A 25,397-nucleotide genomic window follows, 5' to 3' on the forward strand; every position below is an offset into this window, starting at 1 on the left:
TGATTGCCGCATAGCAAAACTCTGCCTATTATGAATTTTATGAATAAACTATCTCGTACATATAAAATCAGGTTACTCCCTGCAAGTTTCACCCTTTTCATGAAAATAAGCAGAGTCGTCTTACCTTGGTTGGCCGGCATAACATTGTGTTTCCTTATCTTAGGGCTTATTCTAGTGATGCATTCCCCTGATGACTATCAACAAGGCATTACTGTTAAGATTATGTACCTTCATGTACCCTTTGCGTGGTTGTCTACATTCTGCTATGTAACGATGAGTGCAGCGGCTTTAGGAAATCTGATTTGGAAATATCATCTTGCTGATGTAGCACTTAAATGTGGAGCGCCTATTGGGGCAATTTTTACCGCCTTGGCTCTCATGACAGGAGCGCTTTGGGGGCGACCTACATGGGGAACATGGTGGGTCTGGGATGCACGATTAACATCAGTTTTAATTCTGCTTTTTATCTATCTCTCCATTATCCTGCTTGGGCGTGCTTTTGACAACCAAGTAAAAGCCGCTCGTGCTACTGCAATTCTTACACTTGTTGGATTTGTTAATATCCCTGTTATTAAATTTTCCGTTAATTGGTGGAATACATTGCATCAACCAGCATCATTGTTACGTGCTGGAGGATCAACAATCGACAATGCTATGTTATGGCCCCTTATAACAATGCTCTTTTGTTTCATCTTTATGTTTATTGCTCTTTATTTGATGGCTATGCGAAATGAAATCAATCGTCATTATATCCGAATACTTCAGATTAAAAAATCCCGTCGTGCACAACAACAGGACGCTTCATCATGCTCGACCTAAATGGCATCCACGGCGGACTTTTAGGAAATCTATCTCAGAAAATTGATTTTTTCCTGAGCACCCTTAAACACGAGCAAATTGTTGTTTTAAGCTATGTGCTTTCTGCAATATCCCTCTTATGTCTTATTGGATATATTCTTTGCAAAGCCCTCTACCAAAAAAAAATTCTCCAACAGCTAAACAAAAAAGAGCTGTCACAAAAAGAAAAGTATAATGAAAAACATCCCTCCAAAACTTAAAAAAAATATATCTTTGCCTGTTCTGCTTGTTTTTTTTGGACCATTTGTGCTTTTTCTTCTTCTCATGATGTTTTTTTTCAACTTTATGGATAAAAAACACCTTCAAGATTCTTCTCTTCTCCCAAACGCATTAGCTGAAAAACCTGCTCCCAATATTCATCTTCCTCTTCTTGATAAAGAAAGTTATCTCAATTCAAAACAGTTTAAAGGACGTGTTACATTGGTCAATTTTTGGGGCTCTTGGTGTTTGCCCTGTCGCGAAGAGCATCCTATTCTTATGCAAATTGCACAAGATAAACGTTTTGATCTGATTGGTATTAATTACAAAGACAATAAAACAAACGCCCTGCGCTTTTTAAACAGTTTTGGTAATCCTTTTAAATTTATTGGCTTTGATGTTTCAGGATATACAGCTATTGACTGGGGGGTGTATGGACCACCAGAAACCTTTCTCTTGAATAAAGAGAGTATTATTATTGCCAAACATGCTGGTCCCTTAACATGGCAAATTTATCAAAAAAAAATTCTACCAAAAATTGAACAAGCGATTATGACAGAAGACAAATAAAATATCGACATATTGATTTTAAATAATTTTTACCATTTTTATCTATTAAATGAAAACACCGAATACTATGAGATTTTTTCAAATTTCTTTATGTTGAATTAAAAAAATGTTTAAGAAAAGGCTAAAAATACTTTTTATGAATCATCTAAATATGAAAATAATTGGCAATATTTTAAGTTGAAAAATATAATAATGCAGACTTGTAAGTAAAAACATCCAGTTTTACCACGCTATGTATGCCGTTTTATAGAGCACCACCATTTTTACGCTTAATATAAATAGCAAGCTATTATCACCACACATTTTGCCAGCTCTGGGGTATTACGACATAGCCTTGGCACTTGAGACGATTCAGAAGGATTTTTACACCTTTTTTCGTGTTTTACCCCCACGCCAGCTCTGCTTGTAACGTGCAAGCAAGTGATTTTAATTGATGCAATATAAAAGAGATTTGCCATGAGAGAACTTTACAATATTCTGGACTCTCATTCAACATGCAAAACGATAAATTACTATTATAAATCAATATATTGAAGGTACTGTATGATATTAATACTGATTGCAAAAGAAAGATCATTGGCATACATCGAAAAAAGCTAAAGAAAGAAATATTCTAGAAGTTCATATGAGCTTATGCGTAAACTTTTATGACGCAAATAAAATAGGCTTTTGTTGCAATCATCATTTTTTATGAAAAATATTTGATTATGTTTTTTCTTCTAAAAATTCTTGCGGTGTAAAACAATATGTTTTTGAGCAAAATTCACATGTGACTGAAATATATTTATTTTTAACCATTTTATTGCGTTCATCAATAGAAAAGCCTTCTAGGATTCCTTTAATTTTTTCGTGTGAACAAGAACATTGATCGACAAGAGAAAAAGGGTTAAAAACTCTAATACCTTGTTCATGAAAAAGACGGAACAAGAGCTGTTTACTACCGACTTGGGGATCTGTTAATTCTGAACTTTCAATCGTTGCCATGAGTATTTTAGCTTCCTGCCATTGGTTATCCAATTGGGTATGAGTTTTCGTTTCTTCTCGCTTTTGATGAGGGGCATCTATTTTATGATGAGACGATTCTTGGGGTAAAAGTTGGATCAAAATACCTCCAGCTCGCCAGCTTTTCTGCTGTTTTCCTTGTTGGTCACGATTAATTAATATAGCAACAGCCAGACGGATATCGGTAGGAATTTGTTCTGATTGATCAAAATAAATACGAGAAGCTTCTTGTAAATTTGATCCATCTAATGCAACTATCCCTTGATAGGGTTGCATATGGGGACCTTGATCAATTGTGAAAGCTAAAGTGCCTTTTCCTAAAAGTGTTTCTGAAGAGGTTTGACCATTGTCTATGGCTTGTTTAAGCTGTTCTTTATCAAAACGAGCGTATCCACGTAAACTTGAAGGAGGCAAAAAATCGCACACCAACATATTAACTGGTCCATCGGAATGAGTTTGTAAAATAAATTTTCCCGTAAGTTTTAGAGAAGTTCCAAACAGAACCGTTAAAAGTAAAGCTTCTGCTAGAAGATAAGAAACCGGTTCAGGGTATTGATGTCTGTTAAGAATAGAATTTAAAGTTTCCCCAAGTTGTACGGCACGTCCACGGATATCAAGTTCTTCAACTTGAAAGGGAATAACACTATCATCTTCATGCAAGAAGTTGTTGTTGAGAGAGGCTTCATCTTTAGCTTGTTCACTCATAGCTTTGCCTTTTTTATATAATTTGTTGTAGGGAGGCTATTGTGGAGAGAAAAACGCATCTTGTAAACACCAAGAAAGAATTGCTTTTTGAGCATGAAGACGATTTTCAGCCTCATCGAAAACAACGGAGTGCGGTCCATCAATCACAGAATCAACCACTTCTTCACCACGATGAGCAGGAAGACAATGCATAAAAAGAGCATCAGATTTTGCTAATTTCATGAGAGATTCATTGACTTGATAAGGCTGAAAAATAGAATGACTGCGAGCACGAAATTCTTGTCCCATGGAGACCCATGTATCGGTCATAATACAATCAGCATCTTGAGCCGCTTTTTGGGGATCATGGGTTAGCATAAGATGTGCTCCCCGCTCACGTGCCCAATGTACAAATTGTTCCTGTGGTTCACTGCCCTTTGGTGTGGCAATACGCAAATGAAAACCAAAAAGAGCTGCAGCTTCAATTAAGGAATGAAGCACATTATTACCATCCCCCATCCACGCAAATATTTTGCTAGCAATTGGCCCCCGATGCTCCTCATAGGTTAAGATATCTGCTAGAATTTGGCAAGGATGTGTATCATCTGTAAGGGCATTAATGACAGGAATTTGTGCATATTGTGCCAATTCGAGCATACGTTGGTGTTTCGTTGTTCGCAATATCACGATATCCACAAAACGGGATAAAACGCGCGCCGTATCAGCTATGGTTTCACTATGACCAAGTTGCATCTCTGAACCCGTGAGCATGATTGTATCTCCGCCAAGCTGGCGCATACTGATATCGAATGAAATACGGGTTCGTGTGGATGGTTTTTCAAAAATCATCGCAAGTGTTTTACCTATAAAAGGTTTTGAACCTTTTCCTGCTTTAAAAGATGCTTTAAGGATCTTTGCATAATCGATCAGTGCACGTGCTATTGCTGGCGTTAAAATGGATAAGTCCGTGAAATGACGAAGAGCATTTGTCATGTGTGTGATATTTGTCTTTCTTTGTTTACTTGTGCAAGATACGCTATTGCTTTTTCAATACGATGTAAACTTTCATCTATTTCTTCTTCCCTAATGATAAGAGGAGGCAATAAGCGCACAACGTTGTTGTTGGCTGCAACGCTTAAGAGATATTCATTTTCCAAAGCATTAACGACAAGATTTGAAGGTACAATACACTGAATACCCAACATAAGCCCCATCCCCTGAACTGCGCAGATAATATCAGGATAGATATTGAGAATGTGCAAAAGTCCACTTTTTAGTTTATCCCCCATACGCTGAACATGGTTAAGAAAACTTGGCTCTAACAAAACATCAAGAACACTATTTCCTACAGCCATTCCAAGAAGATTTCCTCCAAAGGTTGAGCCATGTGTCCCAAGTGTCATGCTTTTTGCAACTTTATCCGTTGCAAGGCAAGCACCTAATGGAAATCCCCCTCCTAATCCTTTTGCGAGGGTAAGAATATCAGGCGTGATATCACTCCATTCATAAGCAAAAAGCTTTCCTGTTCGTCCTATACCCGTTTGGACTTCATCTAAAATCAATAACAGACCATTATCATCGCATATTTTGCGCAAAAATCTTAAATATTCATGAGGGACCGTTCGTATTCCTCCTTCTCCTTGAATAGGTTCAATAAGAATAGCGGCGGTATTTTTATTAATAGCGTTACGCAAAGCGACTTCATCACAAAAAGGTACTTGAATAAATCCACCAGCTTTAGGTCCAAAGCCTTCAAGATATTTTTCATGCCCAGTCGCAGCAAGTGCAGCAAGTGTACGTCCATGAAATGCCCCTTCAAAAGTAATTATTTCAATGCGTTCTGAATGACCAGCAGCATAGTAATAATGGCGTGCCGTTTTGAATGCGCACTCCAATGCTTCAGTACCTGAATTGCAGAAAAAAACCTTATCCGCAAAACTATTTGCACAAAGCCGCGTGGCAAAAGATGCCTGTTCAGGAGATTGAAAAATATTAGAAATATGCCAAAGTTTTTCAGCTTGTATTTTGAGCGTATCAACCAATTTTGGATGTGAATACCCTAATGCGTTAACAGCAATACCAGATGTGAAATCAAGATAATGTTCTCCTTTATCGGAAATAAGCCATACACCATGCCCTTGTTCAAAATGCAAATTTCGTCTTGCGAAGCATTCATAAAGTGGTTGTATAGAGACGGCATCCATCATAATTCCCTTTATATTTTAGTCTTTTCAATATATATATATACAAAGCAACACTACAAATAAAACAGCATGGTATATTTCGTTACGGTGCTTTCAACATTTCATTACGATTAGTGATTACACCTATAGAATAGATCATTACACCAATTGAAAAAAAGTCAATGAAGGTTCTACAAATAAGCATTTTGGGAAAAAGCCTTAAACAAAAGTGAAAGTTTAACCTATGATTGATTTGCAAGTTGGGGAAAACATTCTAAATAAACTCTTTAAGAGGTAAAGACTCTTGTCATAGAGTGAGTGCATATTGTAATTTACAATATAATAAGCAAGATGATGTGTTTTGATTTGTAAATCCACAGGTTGGATGATTTTTTTATGCTCACGTAGAGTGTAAAGTTCTTTCATTCAGCGTAATGAAAACATTATTTAAACATTTGAAGATGCAACGGGGGAGAGCATCTTAGTGACGTAATCGGAATGGAGTGCTGGTATGGGTTGGACATGTGAACGCGTTGAGCTTCTTAAAAAGCTTTGGAGTGAAGGGTTAAGTGCAAGTCAAATTGCTGCTCAATTGGGTGGGGTCAGCAGAAATGCAGTCATCGGCAAAGTACATCGATTAAAGTTACCAGGACGTGGTAAGACAGTACAAGGAAGCACCACGCGTGCGCAAAAAACTCCCGTGGGAAGTAGCAGCCCATCATCTCCACGTGTGCGTCGCAACACATCCACGGTATCGCCAATAAACACATCATCTGTAAGTATTGAAGAAACCGCTTTAAAGACAGAATTTGTAGTGGAAGATGTAAAAGAAGTTGATATGTCCACAAAATCCAATGTAGTTGTGCCTATATCACGTCAACTTAATCTTCTACAATTGAGTGAAAATACATGTAGATGGCCGGTTGGCGATCCATTATCAGCAGATTTTCATTTTTGTGGTGCAGATTCTGATGAAAATAGCCCCTATTGTGCCTTTCATGCTAAGCTAGCATTTCAACCAATATCTGAAAGACGTCGGATAAGAGTGTAATATCCTCAATTGAATCTCGTATTCTACGCCTTCTGCGCTTCGCTATTAAATTTTAATTATCGAATTATTATGAGAAAGAAATTTAATGGAGCTTTTAATGAATGAAAAAATTTCTTCATGAAACTATTCAACGAAACTGTATCTTTTGGTGCTATTGCGCAGCTGTGTGTTGTAAAGTTATATTCCTGTTTATTTTCACAATTTTCTTTAATTTAGTTGTACTGCTTTTAACACTATCCATAGCGACATCTTTTGAATAAGCTAGTTTCTCAATTTCTCATGTTTTTATGCTTCGTGTATTTAATAGAGTAATGCTGTGGTTTATAAAAATAATTTATCGCTTTGCAACCTGAATGAGATCCATTTATATCTCTCTCATTTTAAGTCCTCTTATATTGAATCAATCAAAATCTTTTGTTTGGGCGTCACGAGCGAGATGAGAACTGTGGAGAGTTAAAAACACTTAAAGAAAGGCATGCCTCTTATAAATGCTTTCAAGTGCCAAGGACTTAAAGGGTTGTTGCAACATTGGGAGATGGCAAAGTGTACAATGATGCCAGATTGCCCTTTTATTAAGTATAAAGATAGGGGGTGCTTCATGGATTTATCATTATACTCTTCACGGATGCCGTCGCAAAATAGGCTTGGGAGCGTTGAGAGATGTTTCTTTAAAACAAGCCTGTGAATACATGCAATTCAATGTCATTCTGTTTTGCGTGAGGGATGTGCCCCGTTAAAGAATGCGATAAACAAAAGCGTGAAGCAATACGTAGAATGTAAAATAATATCTTTATAATTTTTTATAAAAAATTATAAAGAAGGGAATATTGTATTCAAGGCTCTTACGAAATATACAAAAACAATAAATTATAAGTATAAATAAATATAAAATCTAGAGCGACCACAATAACATCACTTTCCTTCTCCCGACACAAAACGGCGCAACCAAACATAAAGCGCACCTTCTCCGCCATGCTGACGCGCTGCTTGCTCAAACGCGTGGACATAATATCGAAAAGCTGGTGTTGATAACCAATACGGAACAAATCTATACAAAGCTCCATCGCTCCCAACGGATCGTCCTTTTCCTGTAATCACAAGGACATAACGCAATCCTCTCTGCTGAGAGGACTGTAGAAATTTTTTTAAGAAAAAATAAGCTTCTTCCTGTATATAACCATGGAGATCAAGACGCGCCTCAAGAGGACAACGACCTTGGGAAATTTTACGATATGCAACATGATCAAAAAAATGAATCTTTTGTGCTTGTGTAACTGACCTCTTTTCTCTTTTAATAATTGTCGAGGGTTGTTGATTTTCCTGAGACAATGAGGAGATTTGAGTTACAGGCTGTTTTTTATCATTAATATTTGCAATAGTTTCTGAAGCAGAAGAGAGCATCTTACCGTGAAGCGGTGTTATCGTACGACAAACCATCTCCCATAAAAGACGATCTTGTGAAGCCAATAAATCTCTTTTTTGTCTCCATTTACTTGAGGACATTTTAATTTCTCATAAATCATTGAATGCTTATGGAAGAAAAACAAAAAGTATTTTAATTTTCATTTTCTGTAGCAAAAAGCTTCCAGTTGGGATCTGACGATAAACTATTGCGAACAAAAGTCCAAATATCCCTGATTTCTACAATAGCATCAGGATCACCGTCTATACGCTCGCCCTGTTCATTATAAGTAACAGAAATCATCTCACTGACAATACGTATCGTTAAAAGTTCATCTTTTTCTTGTATTGCCGCCGCAACAAATTCGGCCTTATTAATTCCAACAAAAGTGAATTCTATTCTTTCTTTATTTTTTTCTCGTTGCTCAATAGCCATACAAAAGCTCTCAAAAACATCCTGACAAAGCAAGCTTTTAAGTTGATTGCGATCACCTTTGGCAAAAGCTGTTACAATCATTTCATACGCAATTTGTGCACCTTTTATAAAAAGTTGAGGAGAAAAATGAGGATCAATTCTATGAAATTCCCGCAAATTTTTATTCAAAACACTCCCCTCCGGTGAAATTTTATCAATTTCACTAAAGTCGTCTTTTTGTGAATTTTTCTGATGAGGGAACGAAACAATATTATCAGCCGTTTCTGCTTCAACTTGTTTTTTAGAACGTCGTGAATAAGGATCAAAGGGTGGCTTTTCAAACCCAATTCGTTTCCCTAATACATTACGGAGTTGCACAAAAATAACAACCATAACAACAAGAGCTATGACAAGTATAACGTCAAATTCCATAGGCGCTGTCAATCTCCAAAGCTTAAGTCTCTAATAAACATTGCAGTCAATACCATTTATCAATAAATATGTAAAATAAGGAATCTTATCATTCAAATATTTTTATAGATTTTGTATTTAAACGGAGTTCTCTTAAGAATTTCTCCCCCTACTCATCTAGAAGGAAACTTTCATGTGATAAAACTTTATTCTATAAATCCTCGTTTTTTTGTTGTTATCTTTCTTTGCATTCTTTTAATCGAGATTGCTGGTTTTATCTTTGTTGGTCAAGAAATTGGTATTTTGGCAACCTTGAGCTTGGTTATTCTCACAACCATAGTTGGGGTTGTTTTATTGCGAATTCAAGGGATTAGCCTCTTAAAAAATATACAAAATGAACTTATCCAAGGACGCACATTAGAGAATAATATTATTAATGATGCTTTCATCATGTTTAGTGCAATTTTACTTATTCTTCCCGGCTTTGTAACTGACCTTTTGGGAATATTACTTCTTATTAAACCAATTCGCTCTGTTGCTTGGCATTTCTTTGCATCATTAAAAAACAAAATGAATCCCAATACTAAAAGAAAAAATGACTCTGAAAAAATAATTGATCTAAAAGCAGAAGATTACACAATTCATGATACGACAGAATCTCCATGGCGCAAAAATGATGATAACCATTGAAATGCCTAAAAAATCTGTAACAAACTAAAAAAATATTCAAGATAAAGAGCGCATTTCTTGCAACCTTTTGCAAGGCGTGATAACCAATCTGGTCTTTAGATCTAAAATAAATATACATATTATAATGGAAGAGGTTTGTCGTATGGCCGAAGATGAAATGAATAACAGTGGTGGAGAGCCGGTTTTTGCTGTATTAACTCAATATTTAAAAGATTTATCATTCGAAAACCCTGGTGCTCCTCGTTCATTACGTGCACGTGAAAAATCACCACAAATTGATATCAATATTAACGTCAATGCTAACCCAATTGGTGATGACAATTATGATGTCGTTTTGTCTCTCTCCGTCAAAGCCAATGATGAAACTGAAACCTTATTTCATGTAGAACTTATTTACGGTGGTGTTTTCCACCTTAAAAACATTCCACAAGAACATGTTATGCCACTGGTCTTTATTGAATGTCCCCGTCTTTTATTTCCATTTGCTCGCCAAATTATATCTGATGCTACTCAAAGTGGTGGTTTTCCACCTTTGTGGATTGATCCTATTGATTTTGCAGCACTCTTCCAAAAGCGTCTTTCTGAAGAGCAAAAAGACAATCAAATACAGCCCTCTTAAAAAATTTATTTTTTTGCTATCAAAAAGCCCCTTGATATATTATTGGTATATTAGGGGCTTTTTTCCTTTAGACGACTTTTGCGGCATGATAAGCCGCAAGCATTGCAATATTGACAACATCTGTATCGCTCCCACTAAACGGTACAATTTGGACAGATTTTTCCAATCCAATTAAAATAGGACCAATGATAGTTGCTTCACCGAGTTCTTGTAACATTTTGCTTGCAACGGAAGATGCGTGATATCCAGGCATAACCAAAATGTTAGCAGGCTCCGTTAATCCCATAAATGGATATTGCTGCATCAATTTGGAATTGAGCGCCACATCAGCGCTTATTTCTCCATCAAACTCAAAATCAACCTTGCGTTCGTGCAAAATATTAATTGCATCCTGAATTTGCTGCGTCGTCTGCCCTTTCATGTAGCCAAACGTAGAAAATGCTAAAAATGCTACCCGTGGTTGATACCCAAATCCACGTACAAACGAAGCTGTTTGTTCCGCTATATCAGCAAATTCTTCAGCATTAGGATTTTCATAAACAGCTGTATCGGCAATAAACACAGTTCGGCCACGGCAAATGGCCATTGAAATACCAATCAATCGTTCTTTTGGTTTTTCATCAATTGCCCGACGTATATCGATCAACGCTGTTTCATAATTGCGTGTCACCCCTGTAACCATTGCATCAGCATCTCCTAGTGCCACCATACACGCAGCAAAATAATTGCGATCATTATTGATACGACGATGACAGTCACGCAACAGCCAGCCTTGACGCTGCATCTTTTTATAAAGATAATTCGCATAAGCATCTGTACGGCAAGAAAGCTTGGCATTTATAATAGAAATACCTTCACGCTCCAAATCAATTCCAGCGATAACAGCTGCTTCTCTTATTTGCTCTTCCCGACCAACCAAAATCGCTTGTCCTAATTTTTGATGAACATAAGAAACGGCTGCCCGCATAACTTGTTCTTCTTCACCTTCTGCAAAAACAATTTGTTTTGGCGCTTGACGAACGTGGTTATAAACCCCACGCATTATCGAAGAAGTAGGATCACGCCTCGCATTTAAATCACGCTCATAGGCCTCTAAATCATCTATGTTCTTTTGTGCAACACCGCTTTCCATTGCTGCTTTTGCTACCGCTATTGAAACAACTGTGAACAACCGCGGATCAAAAGGAACGGGAATGATATAATTAGGACCAAATTTTAATCGCTTTCCACGATAAGCTTCTGCAACGCTGTCAGGTACTTCCTCATGCGCTAAATCGGCAAGAGCCCTTGCCGCAGCAATCTTCATGTCTTCATTAATAACTGTTGCACGCACATCAAGCGCACCACGAAATATATAAGGAAAACAGAGAACATTATTAATCTGATTTGGATAATCGGAACGCCCTGTTGCGACAATGGCATCATGACGCACTTGCATAACCTCTTCCGGTGTAATTTCTGGATCGGGATTGGCCATAGCAAAAATGATCGGCTGCGGCGCCATGGATTTTACCATTTCAGGGGTAAGAGCACCTTTAGCAGAAACCCCGAAAAATATATCTGCTCCTTCCATTGCTTCCATAAGCGTACGTTTATCCGTTTGAATAGCATGCGCAGATTTCCACTGATTCATTCCCTCTTTACGACCTTCATAGACCACACCCTTTGTATCACATAATATGATATTTTCAGAACGAAAGCCCATTGCTTTAATCAGTTCAATACAAGCAATCCCAGCAGAACCAGCACCATTACAGACTAACCGCGTATTTTGCATATCGCGCCCTGTTAAAGTCAAAGCATTGAGAACACCCGCAGCAACAATAATCGCTGTACCATGTTGATCATCGTGAAAAACAGGAATATTCATCACCTCGCGTAGGCGGCTTTCAATCATAAAGCACTCAGGTGCCTTAATGTCTTCAAGATTGATTCCACCAAAAGAAGGTTCTAAATGACGCACCAAATTGATAAAACTTTCCGTATCATTTATATCAATTTCTAAATCAATGGAATCAATATCCGCAAAACGCTTAAACAGCACTGCTTTGCCTTCCATGACCGGCTTAGAGGCAAGTGCACCTAAATTGCCTAACCCTAAAATAGCGGTTCCATTTGAAATAACAGCAACAAGATTACCTTTTGCTGTATAATCATAAGCTAGCGCTGGATTTTGAGCAATTGCCTTAACTGGAACGGCAACACCTGGTGAATAAGCAAGTGCTAAATCATGCTGTGTTGCCATAGACTTTGTTGCAATAATCTCAAGCTTTCCTGGTCGACCACGACTATGAAAATCTAGAGCTTCTCTTTCGCTCGCACTGTAAACAGTTTGAGACATTTTCTGATCCTGCTCGCTCTTTTTCATCTCACTTTATTTTCTCCAAAAACAGTGTAAATTTTGCTTGATAATGCGTATAGTCATTAAATTTGATTCATATATTAGAAATCGCTATTCTTGCCTTAGCAAATCTGATGATGCGTTGCAATTTAGAGATAAATAGATATTGAAGTAAACAAAAAAGAGTAAAAACTTCACTTAAAGGAAACAGGCCTCGTACAAATGGATAAAAAAAACAATCATAAAAATAATTTAATTCCACAGCCTGCCTCCCCATCTGCTTCCTCTCAAGAACGTCTTACACCTATGATGGAGCAGTACATAGAAATCAAAGCCGTCCATCATGATTCCCTTCTCTTTTACCGAATGGGGGATTTTTATGAATTATTTTTTAATGATGCGATTGAAGCTGCTCAGGCTTTAGGAATCACACTCACAGCACGCGGAAAACATTTAGGACAAGATATTCCTATGTGTGGTGTTCCCGTTCATGCTGCAGATGATTATTTACAAAAACTGATTGCTTGTGGTTACCGAGTTGCTGTTTGTGAACAAATAGAAGATCCTGCTGAAGCAAAAAAACGTGGCTCAAAATCTGTTGTTCGGCGTGATGTTGTTCGTCTTGTAACACCTGGAACAATAACAGAAGAAAAACTCCTTGATCCAACACGCGCAAATTATTTGATGACACTTTCCCGTATAAAAACTAGCGATGGAGAGGAATTTGCTCTTTCTTGGATTGATATCTCAACAGGCATATTTCGTGTAACAGAGAGCCGCCAAGAAAAACTTTTAGCAGATATTATGCGTGTGGATCCACAAGAAATCATTGTTTCTGATTCATTTTTTCATGATAAATCTCACAAGTCACTTTTTAGTGTTCTTGATCGTATCGTTTCACCTCAACCTGCTTGTCTCTTTGATGCACTCACCGCTGAACGCGATATTTGCAATTATTTTAAACTCTCAACTCTTGAAGGCGTTGCCGATTATTCACGCTGTGAACTCTCTGCAATTGTAGCTGCTATTCGTTATATCGAAAAAACACAAATCACGCATCGCCCTCCCCTCATGCAGCCTGAGCGCCAAAATGAAAGTGCGACTCTTTTTATTGATGCCGCAACCAGACTAAGCCTTGAACTTATTCGTACGACATCAGGTCAACGGGATGGAAGTTTATTAAAAGCTATTGATCGCACTGTAACAGGAGGAGGATCACGCCTTCTTATTGACCGCCTTATTGCTCCCCTCACCACTCCTTCAGCTATTGATACGCGTTTGGATTCTATCGATTTTTTTCTACGTAATCCTTCTCTTGCAGAAGCGATAAAGCTTATTTTAAAGGGGGGACCAGATATGCCCCGCGCCGTTTCACGTTTGGCTCTTGGACGAGGAGGTCCCCGTGATATGGCGACAATCCAGCGTGGCTTTGAAATCATTCGTGAATTGCATCAACTTCTTGATAATGAGCTTCTGCCTCAAGAAATAAGTGATGTACAACAGGTGTTCTCAAAATTACCCACAGCGTTATACTTTCATTTAGAACAAGCATTAGCTGATGATCTCCCACTCCTTAAACGTGATGGTGGTTTTATTCGTTCTAATTATCATAAAGAGCTCGATGAAATGCGTGCTTTACGTGATGAATCTCGCCGTGTCATTGCTGAGCTTCAAGCGCAATATGCCCAAGAAACAGATATTAAGACGCTTAAAATAAAGCATAATAATATTCTAGGTTATTTCATTGAAGTAACCAGCACACAAGCATCTTCCCTTACAAATAATCCACAAGCTAAAGCACGTTTTATTCATCGGCAAACAATGGCAAACGCTATGCGTTTTACGACAACAGAGCTCGCTGACCTTGAAAGCCGTATTGCCCATGCTGCCAATCACGCATTGACACTTGAACTAGAGATTTTTGATATTCTCGTTCATGAAATTACCGAACAAGTTGATTTTATTCGTAAAGCCTCTGAAGCACTTGCTATTTTAGATGTCTCTGTCGCTTTAGCATATCTTGCTGAAGAACAAGGATATTGCCGCCCTAAAATTGATCTTTCACTTACCTTTCGCATTACAGCAGGACGCCATCCTGTCGTTGAGCAAGCACTCCGCAAACAAGCAGCAGAACCTTTTATTGCCAATAATTGTGATCTCTCTGTGCAAGAAAATCAGCAATATGCAGCAATCTGGCTGTTGACAGGGCCTAATATGGGAGGAAAATCAACTTTTTTGCGGCAAAATGCTCTTATTGCTATTATGGCGCAAATGGGGTCCTTCGTTCCAGCAACTTCAGCACATATTGGTGTCGTTGATCGCCTATTTAGTCGCGTTGGGGCTTCCGATGATCTTGCACGAGGGCGCTCAACCTTTATGATGGAAATGGTTGAAACAGCAACGATTCTCAATCATGCTAGCCACCATTCCCTTGTTATTCTTGATGAAATAGGACGTGGAACATCAACCTTTGATGGACTTTCTATTGCTTGGGCTGCTGTTGAATATCTCCATGAAGTTAACCATTGTCGTGCTATTCTTGCTACCCATTTTCATGAAATGACTGCACTTACCGAAAAACTTGACAGACTGCATAATGTAACCATGAAAGTCAAAAATTGGGATGGTGATGTAGTTTTTCTTCATGAGGTCACACCAGGAGCCGCTGACCGTTCCTATGGTGTACAAGTCGCAAAGCTTGCTGGACTTCCCCCAGCCGTTATTACACGAGCAACAGATGTACTCCATCAATTAGAACAAGGCGAAATGGCTGGAAAAGGACATAAACTCATTGATGATTTACCACTCTTTTCTCTTAAAGCAACATCTCCCGTCAATGAAGCAAAAAACAAACATTGTATACTTCACGAAGCTTTAAAAAATATTCATCCCGATGAACTCTCTCCTAAACAAGCTTTAGAAGCAATTTACCACCTCAAACAGCTTGAAAAGAGTAACCCTTTATAGAAAACAGATGTTATTTTTTATTAAAAAACCTTCTTAATAGGAGATAACGTAACCATTTTTGATATACCACAGCATAAACAGTTATTTATCGTATTCCCATCGCTTTTCTACATAATATATTTTGATAAGTGTAATTGCCTATAGGCAAAACCCTATGCATTATATTTCATATTCCCTTAGATTAATATTGGCTCTTATACAAAAAATTGGTCAAGATCGACTATTTTTACAAGATAGTCGTTTTTTGTAAAGATTGTCATGAAATCTCCTCCACCTTGCAAATACGCCATATTTAGTGAATTATGCTTTTTCACGATCGATATTATTGTTATCATAGCAACATTTCTAGTTTAAAGCTGTTGGTGTTGGAATGCCATCCCATTTTGCATAATAAATTCATAGATAATGGGTCTCGTATTTTCTTCACATTTTAAGTTATAAAGAGCTCTTTTACTGTTTTCATATGAAACATATAATCAGATATATCACAGCTGTACTTTATTTTCATAAACATCCTTCAACTCCTTCCCACACCTTAATGGATAAGGATTTTCATTCGAATAAAGTCTGCAAATAGTCCAGCTTCTAACGGATTTTCCTTGACTTCCTAATCATGTGCTTCTCTTAAACTCAAAGCTTTACAAACAAGTCTAAGAATATTCACCACACACTAAAAACACACTTAATATTTAAGGAAGATGCCGTATATCACAGCTCTAAATGACAGTGTTTTACGGTACAACAAGATAATGCCACCAGTACAATAAATATCTTTCATAAATTATGAGTAATAAGAAATCATAATCTCATATAAGATTGGAATATGATATGAAAAGTAATTATACTGTATCTGTCTTACATAGCTGCTAAAATAAGCAATCTACCGCAGTTTTTAGTTGTATTGATAGCTTTTTAATCATACTCATCATGACTCGAAATATTCTGATAAGTTCATAAACTCATAAAATAATTAGCTTAGAATATCGTGCAAAAGATGCAAAAAATCAGAGCACTATCTCTATTCAACTCATCAAATATTACGTACTGCACCCTTTGCAGCAGATGTGGTCATCGCTGCATAGGCTTTGAGAGCCTTTGAAACTTTACGCTGACGCTTCTCAATCGGTTGCCAAGCGCCTTTTCCTTTTGCTTCCATCTTAGAACGGCGCTGGTTCATCTCAACGTCATCCACCAACATATGAATTCTACGATTTGGAATATCAATTTCTATGATATCCCCCTCTTCCACCAACGCAATTTCTCCTCCTTCAGCAGCTTCTGGTGAAATATGTCCTATTGAGAGCCCTGAACTTCCACCTGAAAAACGTCCATCTGTAACAAGTGCACAAACCTTGCCTAATCCTTTAGATTTGAGATAACTCGTTGGATAAAGCATTTCTTGCATTCCAGGTCCACCACGTGGGCCTTCATAACGGATTAAAACAATTTCACCTATTTTAATCTTATCAGTTAATATAGCTGAAACAGCTGAATCTTGGCTTTCAAAAATTCTTGCCGGACCTTTAAAAGTTAAAATTGATTGATCAACGCCTGCTGTTTTTACAATGCAGCCATCTTTTGCAAGATTCCCATAAAGAACTGCCAATCCTCCATCTTGTGAATATGCGTGTTCCCTATCGCGAATCACACCTTTTTCACGATCAAGGTCAAGGGTCTCATAGCGACAAGATTGACTAAAAGCTGTCTGTGTTGGAATACCACCTGGAGCGGCACGATAAAATGCATGAACTGTTGGCTCATTAGTTTGCTTTACATCCCAGCGGTAAAGAGCTTCTTTCATTGTTTTTGCGTGAACCGTATAAGTTGATGTATCAATGAGTCCTGCCGCATCCAGTTCACCTAAAAGCCCCATAATACCACCAGCGCGATGAACATCTTCCATATGTACATTTGCAACAGCAGGAGCAACCTTACATAAAACAGGAACACAACGTGAAAGATGATCAATATCCGTCATGGTAAAATCCACCTCACCTTCTTGCGCTGCAGCTAAAAGATGCAGTACTGTATTGGTTGATCCCCCCATGGCAATATCAACGGTCATTGCATTTTCAAAAGCCTTGCGTGAAGCAATAGAGCGCGGCAAAACTGTTTCATCATCTTCTTCATAATAACGTTTAACCAATGCAACAATCTGTTTTCCAGCTTCTTCAAAAAGCATTCGTCGATCTGCATGTGTTGCTAACATTGATCCATTTCCGGGAAGAGAAAGCCCCAATGCTTCCGTTAAGCAATTCATAGAATTGGCCGTAAACATTCCTGAACAAGAACCACATGTAGGACAAGCAGCACGCTCCATTTCAGCAACTTCTTCTTCTGAATTTTGTTCTGAAGCTGCTGCAACCATGGCATCGACCAAATCAACCGTTAGATCTTGATCCTTCCATTTAATCTTACCTGCTTCCATAGGACCGCCTGAAACAAAGATTGTCGGAATATTCAACCGTAAAGCAGCCATTAACATACCAGGTGTAATTTTGTCACAATTAGAAATACAAACAAGTGCATCTGCACAGTGTGCATTAACCATATACTCTACAGAATCAGCAATGATTTCACGTGAGGGCAACGAATAGAGCATTCCATCGTGCCCCATCGCAATTCCATCATCTACAGCAATGGTATTAAATTCTTTCGCAACACCACCGGCAACTGCTATCTGTTGTGCGACTAATTGCCCAAGATCTTTTAAATGAACATGCCCTGGTACAAATTGTGTAAAAGAATTCGCAATCGCAATAATGGGTTTACCAAAATCAGTATCTTTCATCCCTGTTGCACGCCAAAGTCCGCGGGCTCCTGCCATATTACGCCCGTGGGTTGATATTCTTGAACGGTAAGAAGGCATTATTTTTTTCCCCTCAAATAATTCCATTTTGCTTGTTGTGCTGTAACTTCATTATAAAAACAAGAGCTTTAATATTCAAAAGAGAAAAATACCTTGTACTGCGGCATTTGAAGCACAAAATTAAAAGCTCTGCATAAACTTTTTCATAAAGCCTTTGTTTTTTATTACCTGTTAATCAACATCTAATCCCTGTGCAAGTCCACGTTTGAGACAAATATCAAAACGCTTCAGTATAACACGAACTGTTCCAGATTTTTGTATGCCAGATTTGGTTAGCATATTGCATCTATCTGTTTGCGTAATTTCTGGAATTGGAAAGAATATAAAGAAATCGTGATAAAAATCTATCATCTCCTTATAATTCAGCTTTACACCTTTCAAACGCATTCATAAAAATATCTTTTAAATAATGATGACGCATTATCTCATGCTTTTGTTTTTACACTCTTCAATAGAGCTACTCCCCTCAGGAAGAACAAAACACACCAAACAAAATACACTTGTATAGCCTTTATACTCATTTTAAAGAGACATCTTTCAATGCACTCGAGCCCATTTCACGATAGCGCCTATGAATGGTATAACAGCCCCCGTGAATAATATAAATCTATAAGGGACATCTTCACACTTATGAAGAAGAAAACTGACACCATCATACATTTTTTATCCCCATATCGTGAACGTCCTTGGTAATTGAGACAATTAAAAAGAGATATTTTTATTCCTTTCTTCAAGTGTTTTTATCCACATGGCTCTCCCTGCTTATGACATCAAGCAAGTGACTTTAATTGTTTCAATATAAGAAGATCTCAAATGAGAGAACCTTATGATATTCGGGACTCTCATTCCAGTTGTAAAAAATTAATTATGAATATAAATCAATACTTAATCTAATTATAACTCACATTACACCCTTTACGAAAAAACAGATAGAATTTATAAAGAGTACAGCTTTTTCTCGTAAGGTAATCTAGTGCAGAGTTACAATTTGTAGTTCATGCTCATTGGCTCCAGCAAGGGCGATAGAACGCTCATCGGATAAAATGATAGGATAACCTGTTTCACCAAAGAGAGCCCATATCGTAATGCCTGGGGTCATTGGTGGAAGATCTGGAAAGTTTTTAGCCAGATCATCTGTACAAACTTTTTTTAAATAGGCAATCTGTCCCGCATCAGAGTAGGATGTGTTCTGAAACGACAAGTTTTGTTTGTGTTCTCCCATTTCACTGTTCCTTTACGCCTTAACTTTTATGACTCACCACTACTGACTTTAATTGGAATCTGTTTTATTTCTTTTTTTAATTTTGGTTGATACAGATTAATTGATAAAAGACCATTTTTCAACTCTGCATTTGTAACATGCATCCCTTCCGCGAGAACAAAGGTTCGCTGGAATTGTCGCGCAGCTATACCGCGATATAAATATTGATGATTTTGGTTGTCTGTTTGTTTACCATGAATAACCAATTGATTATCATCGAGTAAAATATTAAGATGGTTAATCTTAAATCCAGCAACAGCCAAAGTTATCCGGATATGATTTGCATCATCACTTTTATGCAAACGTTCAATATTATAGGCTGGGTAAGCCTCATCAGCTTTACCGATACGTTGCAATATTTTTTCTACGGTTTCAAACCCTAAAAGAAAAGGATTGGAGAAAGGCGTCACATGTGTCATTCATGAGTATCCTCTTTAAAACGGCTTTACTTGACCAAACTCTATAAAAGTGTTCGCTGCACTCCTCTCATATGGCGAGCGTGAATGATAACTTCAAGAGAGAAGATTTAAGAGAGTTCAATGCCTCAAAGTAACATAAAATTATCAAAGGTGCGAAATTTATCTAGTATATTGTATAATAAAGATGAAATTGCGGAAATATTTCGCCGTTTTTCTGTGCAACGCCCAACACCTAAGAGTGATCTTAACTACATAAATACTTTTACACTTTTAGTTGCCGTTGTGCTTTCGGCTCAAGCGACAGATGTAAGCGTTAATAAAGCGACAAAAGAATTATTTTGCCTTGCTGATCAACCGGAAAAAATGGTTGCATTAGGGGAAGAAGAAATAGCAAATCATATCCGTTCAATTGGCCTTTGGCGTGCAAAAGCACGTAATGTTTATGCGCTTTGCAACTGTTTAATTGATTATTATGGCGGTCAAGTACCCGATACGCGTGAAGCACTCATGGCCCTTCCTGGAGTGGGGCGCAAAACGGCTAATGTGGTCTTGAATGTTGCTTTTGGTCAGCCTACATTGGCAGTAGATACACATATTTTTCGCTTAAGCAATCGTCTTGGTTTGGCGCCTGGAAAAACACCAGAAATTGTTGAGAAAAAATTATTAAAGATTATACCGGTTCATTATATTCGCCATGCGCATCATTGGCTGATTTTACATGGTCGCTATATTTGTCAAGCCCGTAAACCACAATGTACGCAATGCATTATTGCCGATTTATGTAAAGCAGCCATCAAAACAAATGCAATTCCAGCACCTTTGGTTGAGCTTCAAGGCAATGGAGCGCCGATTTTTTTGTAATACGGTCTTGCTATTTTGTGTATACTAGCTTATGAAAACGTCTTTAAGAGCCGCCCGGCAGGGCATGCCGTGGCTGTTTAAATGCTTGTTCAAGCGTTGGTCCGCTTGAGTGAATAAAATGTTTGATTGAATAAATTAATGTACGGAGTAGCAAAATGCCCAAGATGAAGACCAAATCATCCGCTAAAAAGCGGTTTAAAATCACTGCGTCAGGCAAAATTAAAGTAGCAGCTGCCGGTAAGCGCCACGGCATGATTAAGCGTTCGAATAAATTTATTCGCGATGCACGTGGAACAATGGTTTTGTGTGAACAAGATGCTAAAAAAGTCATTCAGCATTATTTGCCGAATGGTATTTAAACCTTACGCTTTTGATTTTGAGGAGATTATAATATGGCTCGTGTGAAAAGAGGTGTGACAGCACACGCTAAGCACAAAAAAGTTCTTAAACAGGCTGAAGGTTTTTACGGTCGTCGTAAAAATACCATTCGTGCAGCTAAAGCAGCGGTTGATCGTTCAAAGCAATACGCTTATCGTGACCGCAAAAATAGGAAACGTACTTTCCGTGCTTTGTGGATTCAGAGAATTAATGCGGCTGTTCGCGCAGAAGGTTTAACTTATGGACGTTTTATTGATGGCTTATCAAAAGCCGGTATTGAGGTTGATCGTAAGGTTCTTTCAGATATAGCAATCCATGAGGCAGAAGCATTTTCTGCTTTAGTTGCTTCGGCAAAAAAAGCTTTAGAATATTTAAAAGATACGACACCTAATGCTTTCGAAGGCGCTGTCAAATAAGCCAGTCGTGTTCTCTTAAAGCATTCATTTATTCGAGGTCCCGTGCTGGCTATTGCGAGTGCGGGTTTTTCTTTATTAAAAAATAGGCAAAAATATGAATGATATTGAGCGTCTGGAACAAGAAATTTGTTTAGCCTTAGAGGCAGCAGGTGATGAACAAGCACTTGAAGAAGTGCGTATTGCAGCATTGGGTAAAAAAGGTAGTATCTCTGAAAAATTAAAAGAATTAGGAAAAATGGATGCTGGCGAGCGCCATAAAGTTGGACCAGTTCTTAATGGATTAAAAAATCGCATTTTAGAATTATGGGCACAAAAGCGTGATCTTCTGAAAAGACAGGCAATGGATGCCCGTCTTTCTCGTGAAACAGTTGATGTTACCTTGCCTGTTCGCTCTTCACCTATAGAACGGGGACGCATTCATCCTATTTCACAAGTGATTGAGGAAATTATTGCCATTTATACAAAGTTGGGTTTTTCTCTTGCAGAGGGACCTGATATTGAAACAGATTATTATAATTTTACAGCATTGAATTTTCCTGAAGGGCATCCAGCGCGTGAAATGCATGATACCTTCTTTTTTGATGTTGATAAAATGGGAGAACGAAAATTATTGCGAACCCATACATCACCCGTACAAATTCGCACACTAGAAAAACAAAAAGCACCGATACGAATCATTATTCCTGGAAAAACTTACCGCATGGATTCGGATGCAACACATTCTCCCATGTTCCATCAGGTCGAGGGTCTTGTCATTGATAAAACCTCCACCATTGCACATATGATGTGGCTGCATGAAACTTTTTGTAAAGCATTTTTTGAAGTTCCCTCTGTAAAAATGCGTTTTCGTCCCTCTTTTTTCCCTTTTACCGAACCATCTATGGAGGTAGATATTCAATGTGATCGTTCTGGTTCAGAAGTAAAGTTCGGAGAAGGGCAGGATTGGTTGGAAATTTTAGGATGCGGAATGGTGCATCCCCAGGTGTTGAAAAATGTTGGTTTAGATCCAGATGAATATCAAGGTTTTGCATGGGGCATGGGCATTGATCGTATTGCCATGTTGAAATACGGTATGCCTGATTTGCGGGCTTTTTTTGATGCTGACCTGCGTTGGTTAGACCATTATGGCTTTCGTTGCTTTGATATGCCTGCTTTTTTTCCTAATAGAAATGTGTGATCTTAGTCATCGCTTTCATGTGAGGTTTTAAAATGAAGTTTACATTGTCCTGGTTAAAAGATCACTTAGAAACAAATGCATCTTTGAATGAAATTTGTGAAAAATTAACCGCTATAGGTCTTGAGGTTGATTACGTTGATGATCGGTCTTCTTTAAAAGGTTTTGTGATTGCAAAAGTTTTAACAGCAATAAAGCATCCTGATGCAGATAAACTTCAAATTTTATCAGTCGATACAGGGACTTCCACACCTGTTCAAGTTGTCTGTGGAGCACCAAATGCACGCGCAGGTCTTGTTGGTGTTCTGGCACTACCAGGCACTTATATTCTAGGACTTGATGTAACATTATCTGTAGGAAAAATCCGAGGTGTTGAAAGTTTTGGGATGATGTGTTCACAAGCGGAGCTTGAATTATCAAATGAGCATGATGGGATTATTGAACTTCCAGAAGATGCACCTATTGGAGGTTCATTTGCAGCTTATGCTGGTTTAGATGATCCGGTTATTGATATTGGTTTGACCCCTAATCGTTCCGATTGCACAGGTGTTCGTGGTATTGCACGTGATCTTGCTGCCGCTGGAATGGGAAAATTAAAAGAATTATCCTTGTCAAAATTTGATCCTTCCTTTGAAACACCTCTCGATGTTTCATTAGATTTTTCGCAAGATTCATCATTATGTTTAGGTTTTGCTTGGCGTGAAGTGCGCAATGTTCAAAATGGTGCATCACCACAGTGGATGCAACAGCGTTTGAATGCAATTGGTCTGAGACCGATTAATGCGCTTGTTGATATGACCAATTACATCAGTTTTGACCTTGGTCGTCCGCTCCATGTTTTTGATGCAGATAAAATTAAAGGTAATTTGTGTGTACGTTGCGCGCGTGAAGGAGAGCAGCTTCAAGCACTGAACGGAAAAATCTATCATCTGGGCCCTAAGAATTGTGTCATTGCAGATGACGAGGGGGTTGTTTCGATTGCCGGTATCATGGGCGGTGAAAGAACGAGTTGTGATGAAACAACACATCGCATTATTATTGAATCGGCGCTTTGGGATGCGCGAAGCATTGCACAAACAGGAAGAGCATTAGGTCTTATTAGTGATGCACGTTATCGATTTGAACGAGGTGTTGACCCGGCTTTTATAGAAACAGGACTTGAGATTGCAACAGAATTGGTCTTACGTCTTTGTGGTGGTGAAGTATCTAAAAAGAAGATCGTTGGCTATCAGCAACAAGAAATCAAACAGATCGCTTTTCCTTTTTCTGAAATTAAACGTTTAACAAATTTGGAAATAGAACCTGAAAAAGTCATCTCTATTTTAACAAAACTTGGATTTTTTGTTGAAGGAAAAGGAGAAGTCGTTACGGTAAAAGTACCATCATGGCGCCCTGATATTATGGGTAAAGCCGATTTGGTGGAAGAGGTTATGAGAATTTATGGGTTAGATAAAATTAAACCTATTCCTTTGGAAAACTTTGCAGAAGGAAAAGATCAAATTTTAACATGCGCACAAATTCGTTCACGTGCTACACGTTTGGCTCTAGTGCAACGTGGTATGAAAGAAGCGGTGACATGGTCTTTTATTTCTGAAAATCAAGCTCTTGCTTTTGGAGGAGGTCAAGAAGAGCTTAAATTAGTTAATCCTATTGCTGCTGATATGTCAATGATGCGTCCTTCCCTTTTACCTGGCTTGATTATGGCGGCACAAAGAAATGCTGATCGTGGTTTTTCCGATCTTGCTTTGTTTGAAGTTTCAAGTATTTATGAGGGCGACACCCCTGATAAACAACACCGTGTTGTTAGTGGAATTCGTCGCGGAACAGAGCAATTTAAAGGGGCTGGGCGTTTTTGGAATGGAAATGCAACCGTCGTTGATGTTTTTGATGCCAAAGCAGATGCTTTAGCTATTTTAGAAGCATGCGATATGGATGTTGGGAAAGTGCAGATTGAAGTTGGAGCACCGGATTGGTATCATCCTGGTCGTTCAGGTGTCATAAAACTTGGATCAAAGATTATTCTTGGTTTTTTTGGTGTTTTTCATCCTGCTACATTAGAAAAGTTAGATGTCAGTGGCCCTTTATGCGGCTTTGAAATTTTTCTAGATCGAATTCCAGAATCAAAGAAAAAAACGACCAAAAGCCGTCCTCCTTTGAAACTCTCACCTTTTCAAATGGTGCGGCGTGATTTTGCCTTTATAGCGGATAAAACTGTTGCCTCTTCTCTTATTATTCGGGCGGCAAGTGGAGCCGATAAAAAACTTATTCATTCAGTGCAGGTTTTTGATATTTTTGAAGATTTAAGCTTTGGTGAAGATAAAAAATCTGTTGCAATTGAAGTAACTATTCAGCCCATAGAACGGACTTTAACAGATGAAGATTTAGAAAAGCTTGCCTCAAAGATCGTGGATAATGTTACCAAAATGACAGGTGCATATTTACGCTACTGAGTATTCTCATTTTTTATGAGATATTTTACATGAAGTGGGAGCTTGTTTGAGTACTCCCTTTTTGTTTAGCACTCAAGAGCTATAGAGCTTCTTGAAAGGGGATTTTATTACCAAAACAAGCTGCTTAAATCATCAGTTTTTTCAATATGAAAAAACTGTTTTTAAACATCTTGAAAAGT

21 protein-coding genes and 1 pseudogene are annotated in these 25,397 nt (G+C 38.1%); 13 read left to right on the forward strand and 9 right to left on the reverse strand.

Going from position 1 to position 25,397, the window contains the following annotated elements; all coding sequences use genetic code 11:
* The first annotated feature begins 39 nt into the window (after positions 1-39).
* The 3 genes from ACFINX_RS00235 to ACFINX_RS00245 are packed head-to-tail and all read left to right on the forward strand — an operon-like array spanning position 40 to position 1,626.
* Entirely contained in the window at positions 40-819 is a 780-nt protein-coding gene (locus tag ACFINX_RS00235; RefSeq protein ID WP_375611426.1) for a heme ABC transporter permease, read from the forward strand.
* Positions 807-1,058 carry a hypothetical protein gene (locus ACFINX_RS00240; protein ID WP_375612828.1) on the forward strand — a complete coding sequence of 84 codons (252 nt, stop codon included), beginning with the start codon at positions 807-809 and terminating at the stop codon, positions 1,056-1,058. The genes ACFINX_RS00235 and ACFINX_RS00240 overlap by 13 nt, the downstream gene beginning before the upstream one ends.
* The gene (locus ACFINX_RS00245; RefSeq protein ID WP_375668148.1) at positions 1,033-1,626 is read left to right on the forward strand and encodes a DsbE family thiol:disulfide interchange protein; all 594 of its coding nucleotides are present in this window, start codon (positions 1,033-1,035) and stop codon (positions 1,624-1,626) included. The genes ACFINX_RS00240 and ACFINX_RS00245 overlap by 26 nt, the downstream gene beginning before the upstream one ends.
* Positions 1,627-2,331: 705 nt before the next feature.
* Here ACFINX_RS00245 and ACFINX_RS00250 read toward each other — a convergent pair.
* From ACFINX_RS00250 to ACFINX_RS00260, 3 genes are read right to left on the reverse strand one after another with little or no spacing between them, the layout of a single operon-like run.
* Positions 2,332-3,333 carry an Hsp33 family molecular chaperone gene (locus ACFINX_RS00250; RefSeq protein ID WP_375611423.1) on the reverse strand — a complete coding sequence of 334 codons (1,002 nt, stop codon included), beginning with the start codon at positions 3,331-3,333 and terminating at the stop codon, positions 2,332-2,334.
* Between the two features lie 36 nt (positions 3,334-3,369).
* A complete protein-coding gene (gene argF, locus ACFINX_RS00255; RefSeq protein WP_375611422.1) occupies positions 3,370-4,305 on the reverse strand; it encodes an ornithine carbamoyltransferase in 936 nt (311 codons plus the stop codon).
* On the reverse strand, positions 4,302-5,516 hold the full coding sequence (locus tag ACFINX_RS00260) for an aspartate aminotransferase family protein (protein WP_375668177.1): 1,215 nt from the start codon (positions 5,514-5,516) through the stop codon (positions 4,302-4,304). The genes argF and ACFINX_RS00260 overlap by 4 nt, the downstream gene beginning before the upstream one ends.
* Positions 5,517-6,006: 490 nt before the next feature.
* On the opposite strand from ACFINX_RS00260, the gene ACFINX_RS00265 reads away from it, so the two are divergent.
* Positions 6,007-6,546: a GcrA family cell cycle regulator gene (locus tag ACFINX_RS00265; protein ID WP_375611421.1), complete on the forward strand. Its 540-nt coding sequence runs from the start codon at positions 6,007-6,009 to the stop codon at positions 6,544-6,546.
* Positions 6,547-7,074: 528 nt separating this feature from the next.
* Positions 7,075-7,323: pseudogene (locus ACFINX_RS00270) on the forward strand (Arm DNA-binding domain-containing protein); the annotation flags it as partial.
* Between the two features lie 135 nt (positions 7,324-7,458).
* Here the strand turns inward: ACFINX_RS00270 and ACFINX_RS00275 are convergent.
* A complete protein-coding gene (locus tag ACFINX_RS00275; protein WP_375612824.1) occupies positions 7,459-8,049 on the reverse strand; it encodes a Smr/MutS family protein in 591 nt (196 codons plus the stop codon).
* Positions 8,050-8,101: 52 nt separating this feature from the next.
* Entirely contained in the window at positions 8,102-8,794 is a 693-nt protein-coding gene (locus ACFINX_RS00280; protein WP_375612823.1) for a Tim44/TimA family putative adaptor protein, read from the reverse strand.
* A 174-nt stretch (positions 8,795-8,968) separates the two neighbouring features.
* On the opposite strand from ACFINX_RS00280, the gene ACFINX_RS00285 reads away from it, so the two are divergent.
* Both ACFINX_RS00285 and secB read left to right on the forward strand, forming a co-directional pair.
* The gene (locus ACFINX_RS00285) at positions 8,969-9,463 is read left to right on the forward strand and encodes an FxsA family protein (protein ID WP_375612822.1); all 495 of its coding nucleotides are present in this window, start codon (positions 8,969-8,971) and stop codon (positions 9,461-9,463) included.
* Positions 9,464-9,605: 142 nt separating this feature from the next.
* Positions 9,606-10,082: a protein-export chaperone SecB gene (gene secB / locus ACFINX_RS00290; RefSeq protein ID WP_375611417.1), complete on the forward strand. Its 477-nt coding sequence runs from the start codon at positions 9,606-9,608 to the stop codon at positions 10,080-10,082.
* 67 nt (positions 10,083-10,149) lie between these two features.
* On the opposite strand, the gene ACFINX_RS00295 is transcribed toward secB, so the two are convergent.
* On the reverse strand, positions 10,150-12,450 hold the full coding sequence (locus ACFINX_RS00295) for an NADP-dependent malic enzyme (protein ID WP_375668149.1): 2,301 nt from the start codon (positions 12,448-12,450) through the stop codon (positions 10,150-10,152).
* 195 nt (positions 12,451-12,645) lie between these two features.
* On the opposite strand from ACFINX_RS00295, the gene mutS reads away from it, so the two are divergent.
* Positions 12,646-15,390, forward strand: a complete 2,745-nt coding sequence (mutS, locus tag ACFINX_RS00300; protein WP_375649126.1) for a DNA mismatch repair protein MutS — start codon at positions 12,646-12,648, stop codon at positions 15,388-15,390.
* A gap of 1,030 nt (positions 15,391-16,420) precedes the next feature.
* On the opposite strand, the gene ilvD is transcribed toward mutS, so the two are convergent.
* The 3 genes from ilvD to ACFINX_RS00315 form a co-directional block, all read right to left on the reverse strand.
* The gene (ilvD, locus tag ACFINX_RS00305) at positions 16,421-18,259 is read right to left on the reverse strand and encodes a dihydroxy-acid dehydratase (RefSeq protein WP_375638162.1); all 1,839 of its coding nucleotides are present in this window, start codon (positions 18,257-18,259) and stop codon (positions 16,421-16,423) included.
* A 970-nt stretch (positions 18,260-19,229) separates the two neighbouring features.
* Positions 19,230-19,481: a DUF1150 domain-containing protein gene (locus tag ACFINX_RS00310; protein WP_012754519.1), complete on the reverse strand. Its 252-nt coding sequence runs from the start codon at positions 19,479-19,481 to the stop codon at positions 19,230-19,232.
* A 26-nt stretch (positions 19,482-19,507) separates the two neighbouring features.
* On the reverse strand, positions 19,508-19,939 hold the full coding sequence (locus tag ACFINX_RS00315; RefSeq protein ID WP_375612819.1) for an Hsp20 family protein: 432 nt from the start codon (positions 19,937-19,939) through the stop codon (positions 19,508-19,510).
* 120 nt (positions 19,940-20,059) lie between these two features.
* Between ACFINX_RS00315 and nth the strand changes: the two genes are divergently transcribed.
* The 5 genes from nth to pheT all read left to right on the forward strand — a co-directional run bounded on the left by nth (position 20,060) and on the right by pheT (position 25,218).
* Complete coding sequence (nth, locus tag ACFINX_RS00320) at positions 20,060-20,800, forward strand: endonuclease III (protein ID WP_375612818.1); 741 nt, start codon at positions 20,060-20,062, stop codon at positions 20,798-20,800.
* Between the two features lie 155 nt (positions 20,801-20,955).
* Positions 20,956-21,159: a 50S ribosomal protein L35 gene (gene rpmI / locus ACFINX_RS00325; protein ID WP_183193590.1), complete on the forward strand. Its 204-nt coding sequence runs from the start codon at positions 20,956-20,958 to the stop codon at positions 21,157-21,159.
* Positions 21,160-21,192: 33 nt separating this feature from the next.
* Positions 21,193-21,594, forward strand: a complete 402-nt coding sequence (gene rplT / locus ACFINX_RS00330) for a 50S ribosomal protein L20 (RefSeq protein ID WP_012754515.1) — start codon at positions 21,193-21,195, stop codon at positions 21,592-21,594.
* 94 nt (positions 21,595-21,688) lie between these two features.
* Positions 21,689-22,771: a phenylalanine--tRNA ligase subunit alpha gene (gene pheS, locus ACFINX_RS00335; protein ID WP_375612817.1), complete on the forward strand. Its 1,083-nt coding sequence runs from the start codon at positions 21,689-21,691 to the stop codon at positions 22,769-22,771.
* A 32-nt stretch (positions 22,772-22,803) separates the two neighbouring features.
* Complete coding sequence (gene pheT / locus ACFINX_RS00340) at positions 22,804-25,218, forward strand: phenylalanine--tRNA ligase subunit beta (protein ID WP_375649122.1); 2,415 nt, start codon at positions 22,804-22,806, stop codon at positions 25,216-25,218.
* The last annotated feature ends 179 nt before the right edge of the window (positions 25,219-25,397 follow it).

Origin of the sequence: Bartonella sp. AP36NXGY, from assembly GCF_042195865.1 — a bacterium.
Lineage (GTDB): Bacteria > Pseudomonadota > Alphaproteobacteria > Rhizobiales > Rhizobiaceae > Bartonella.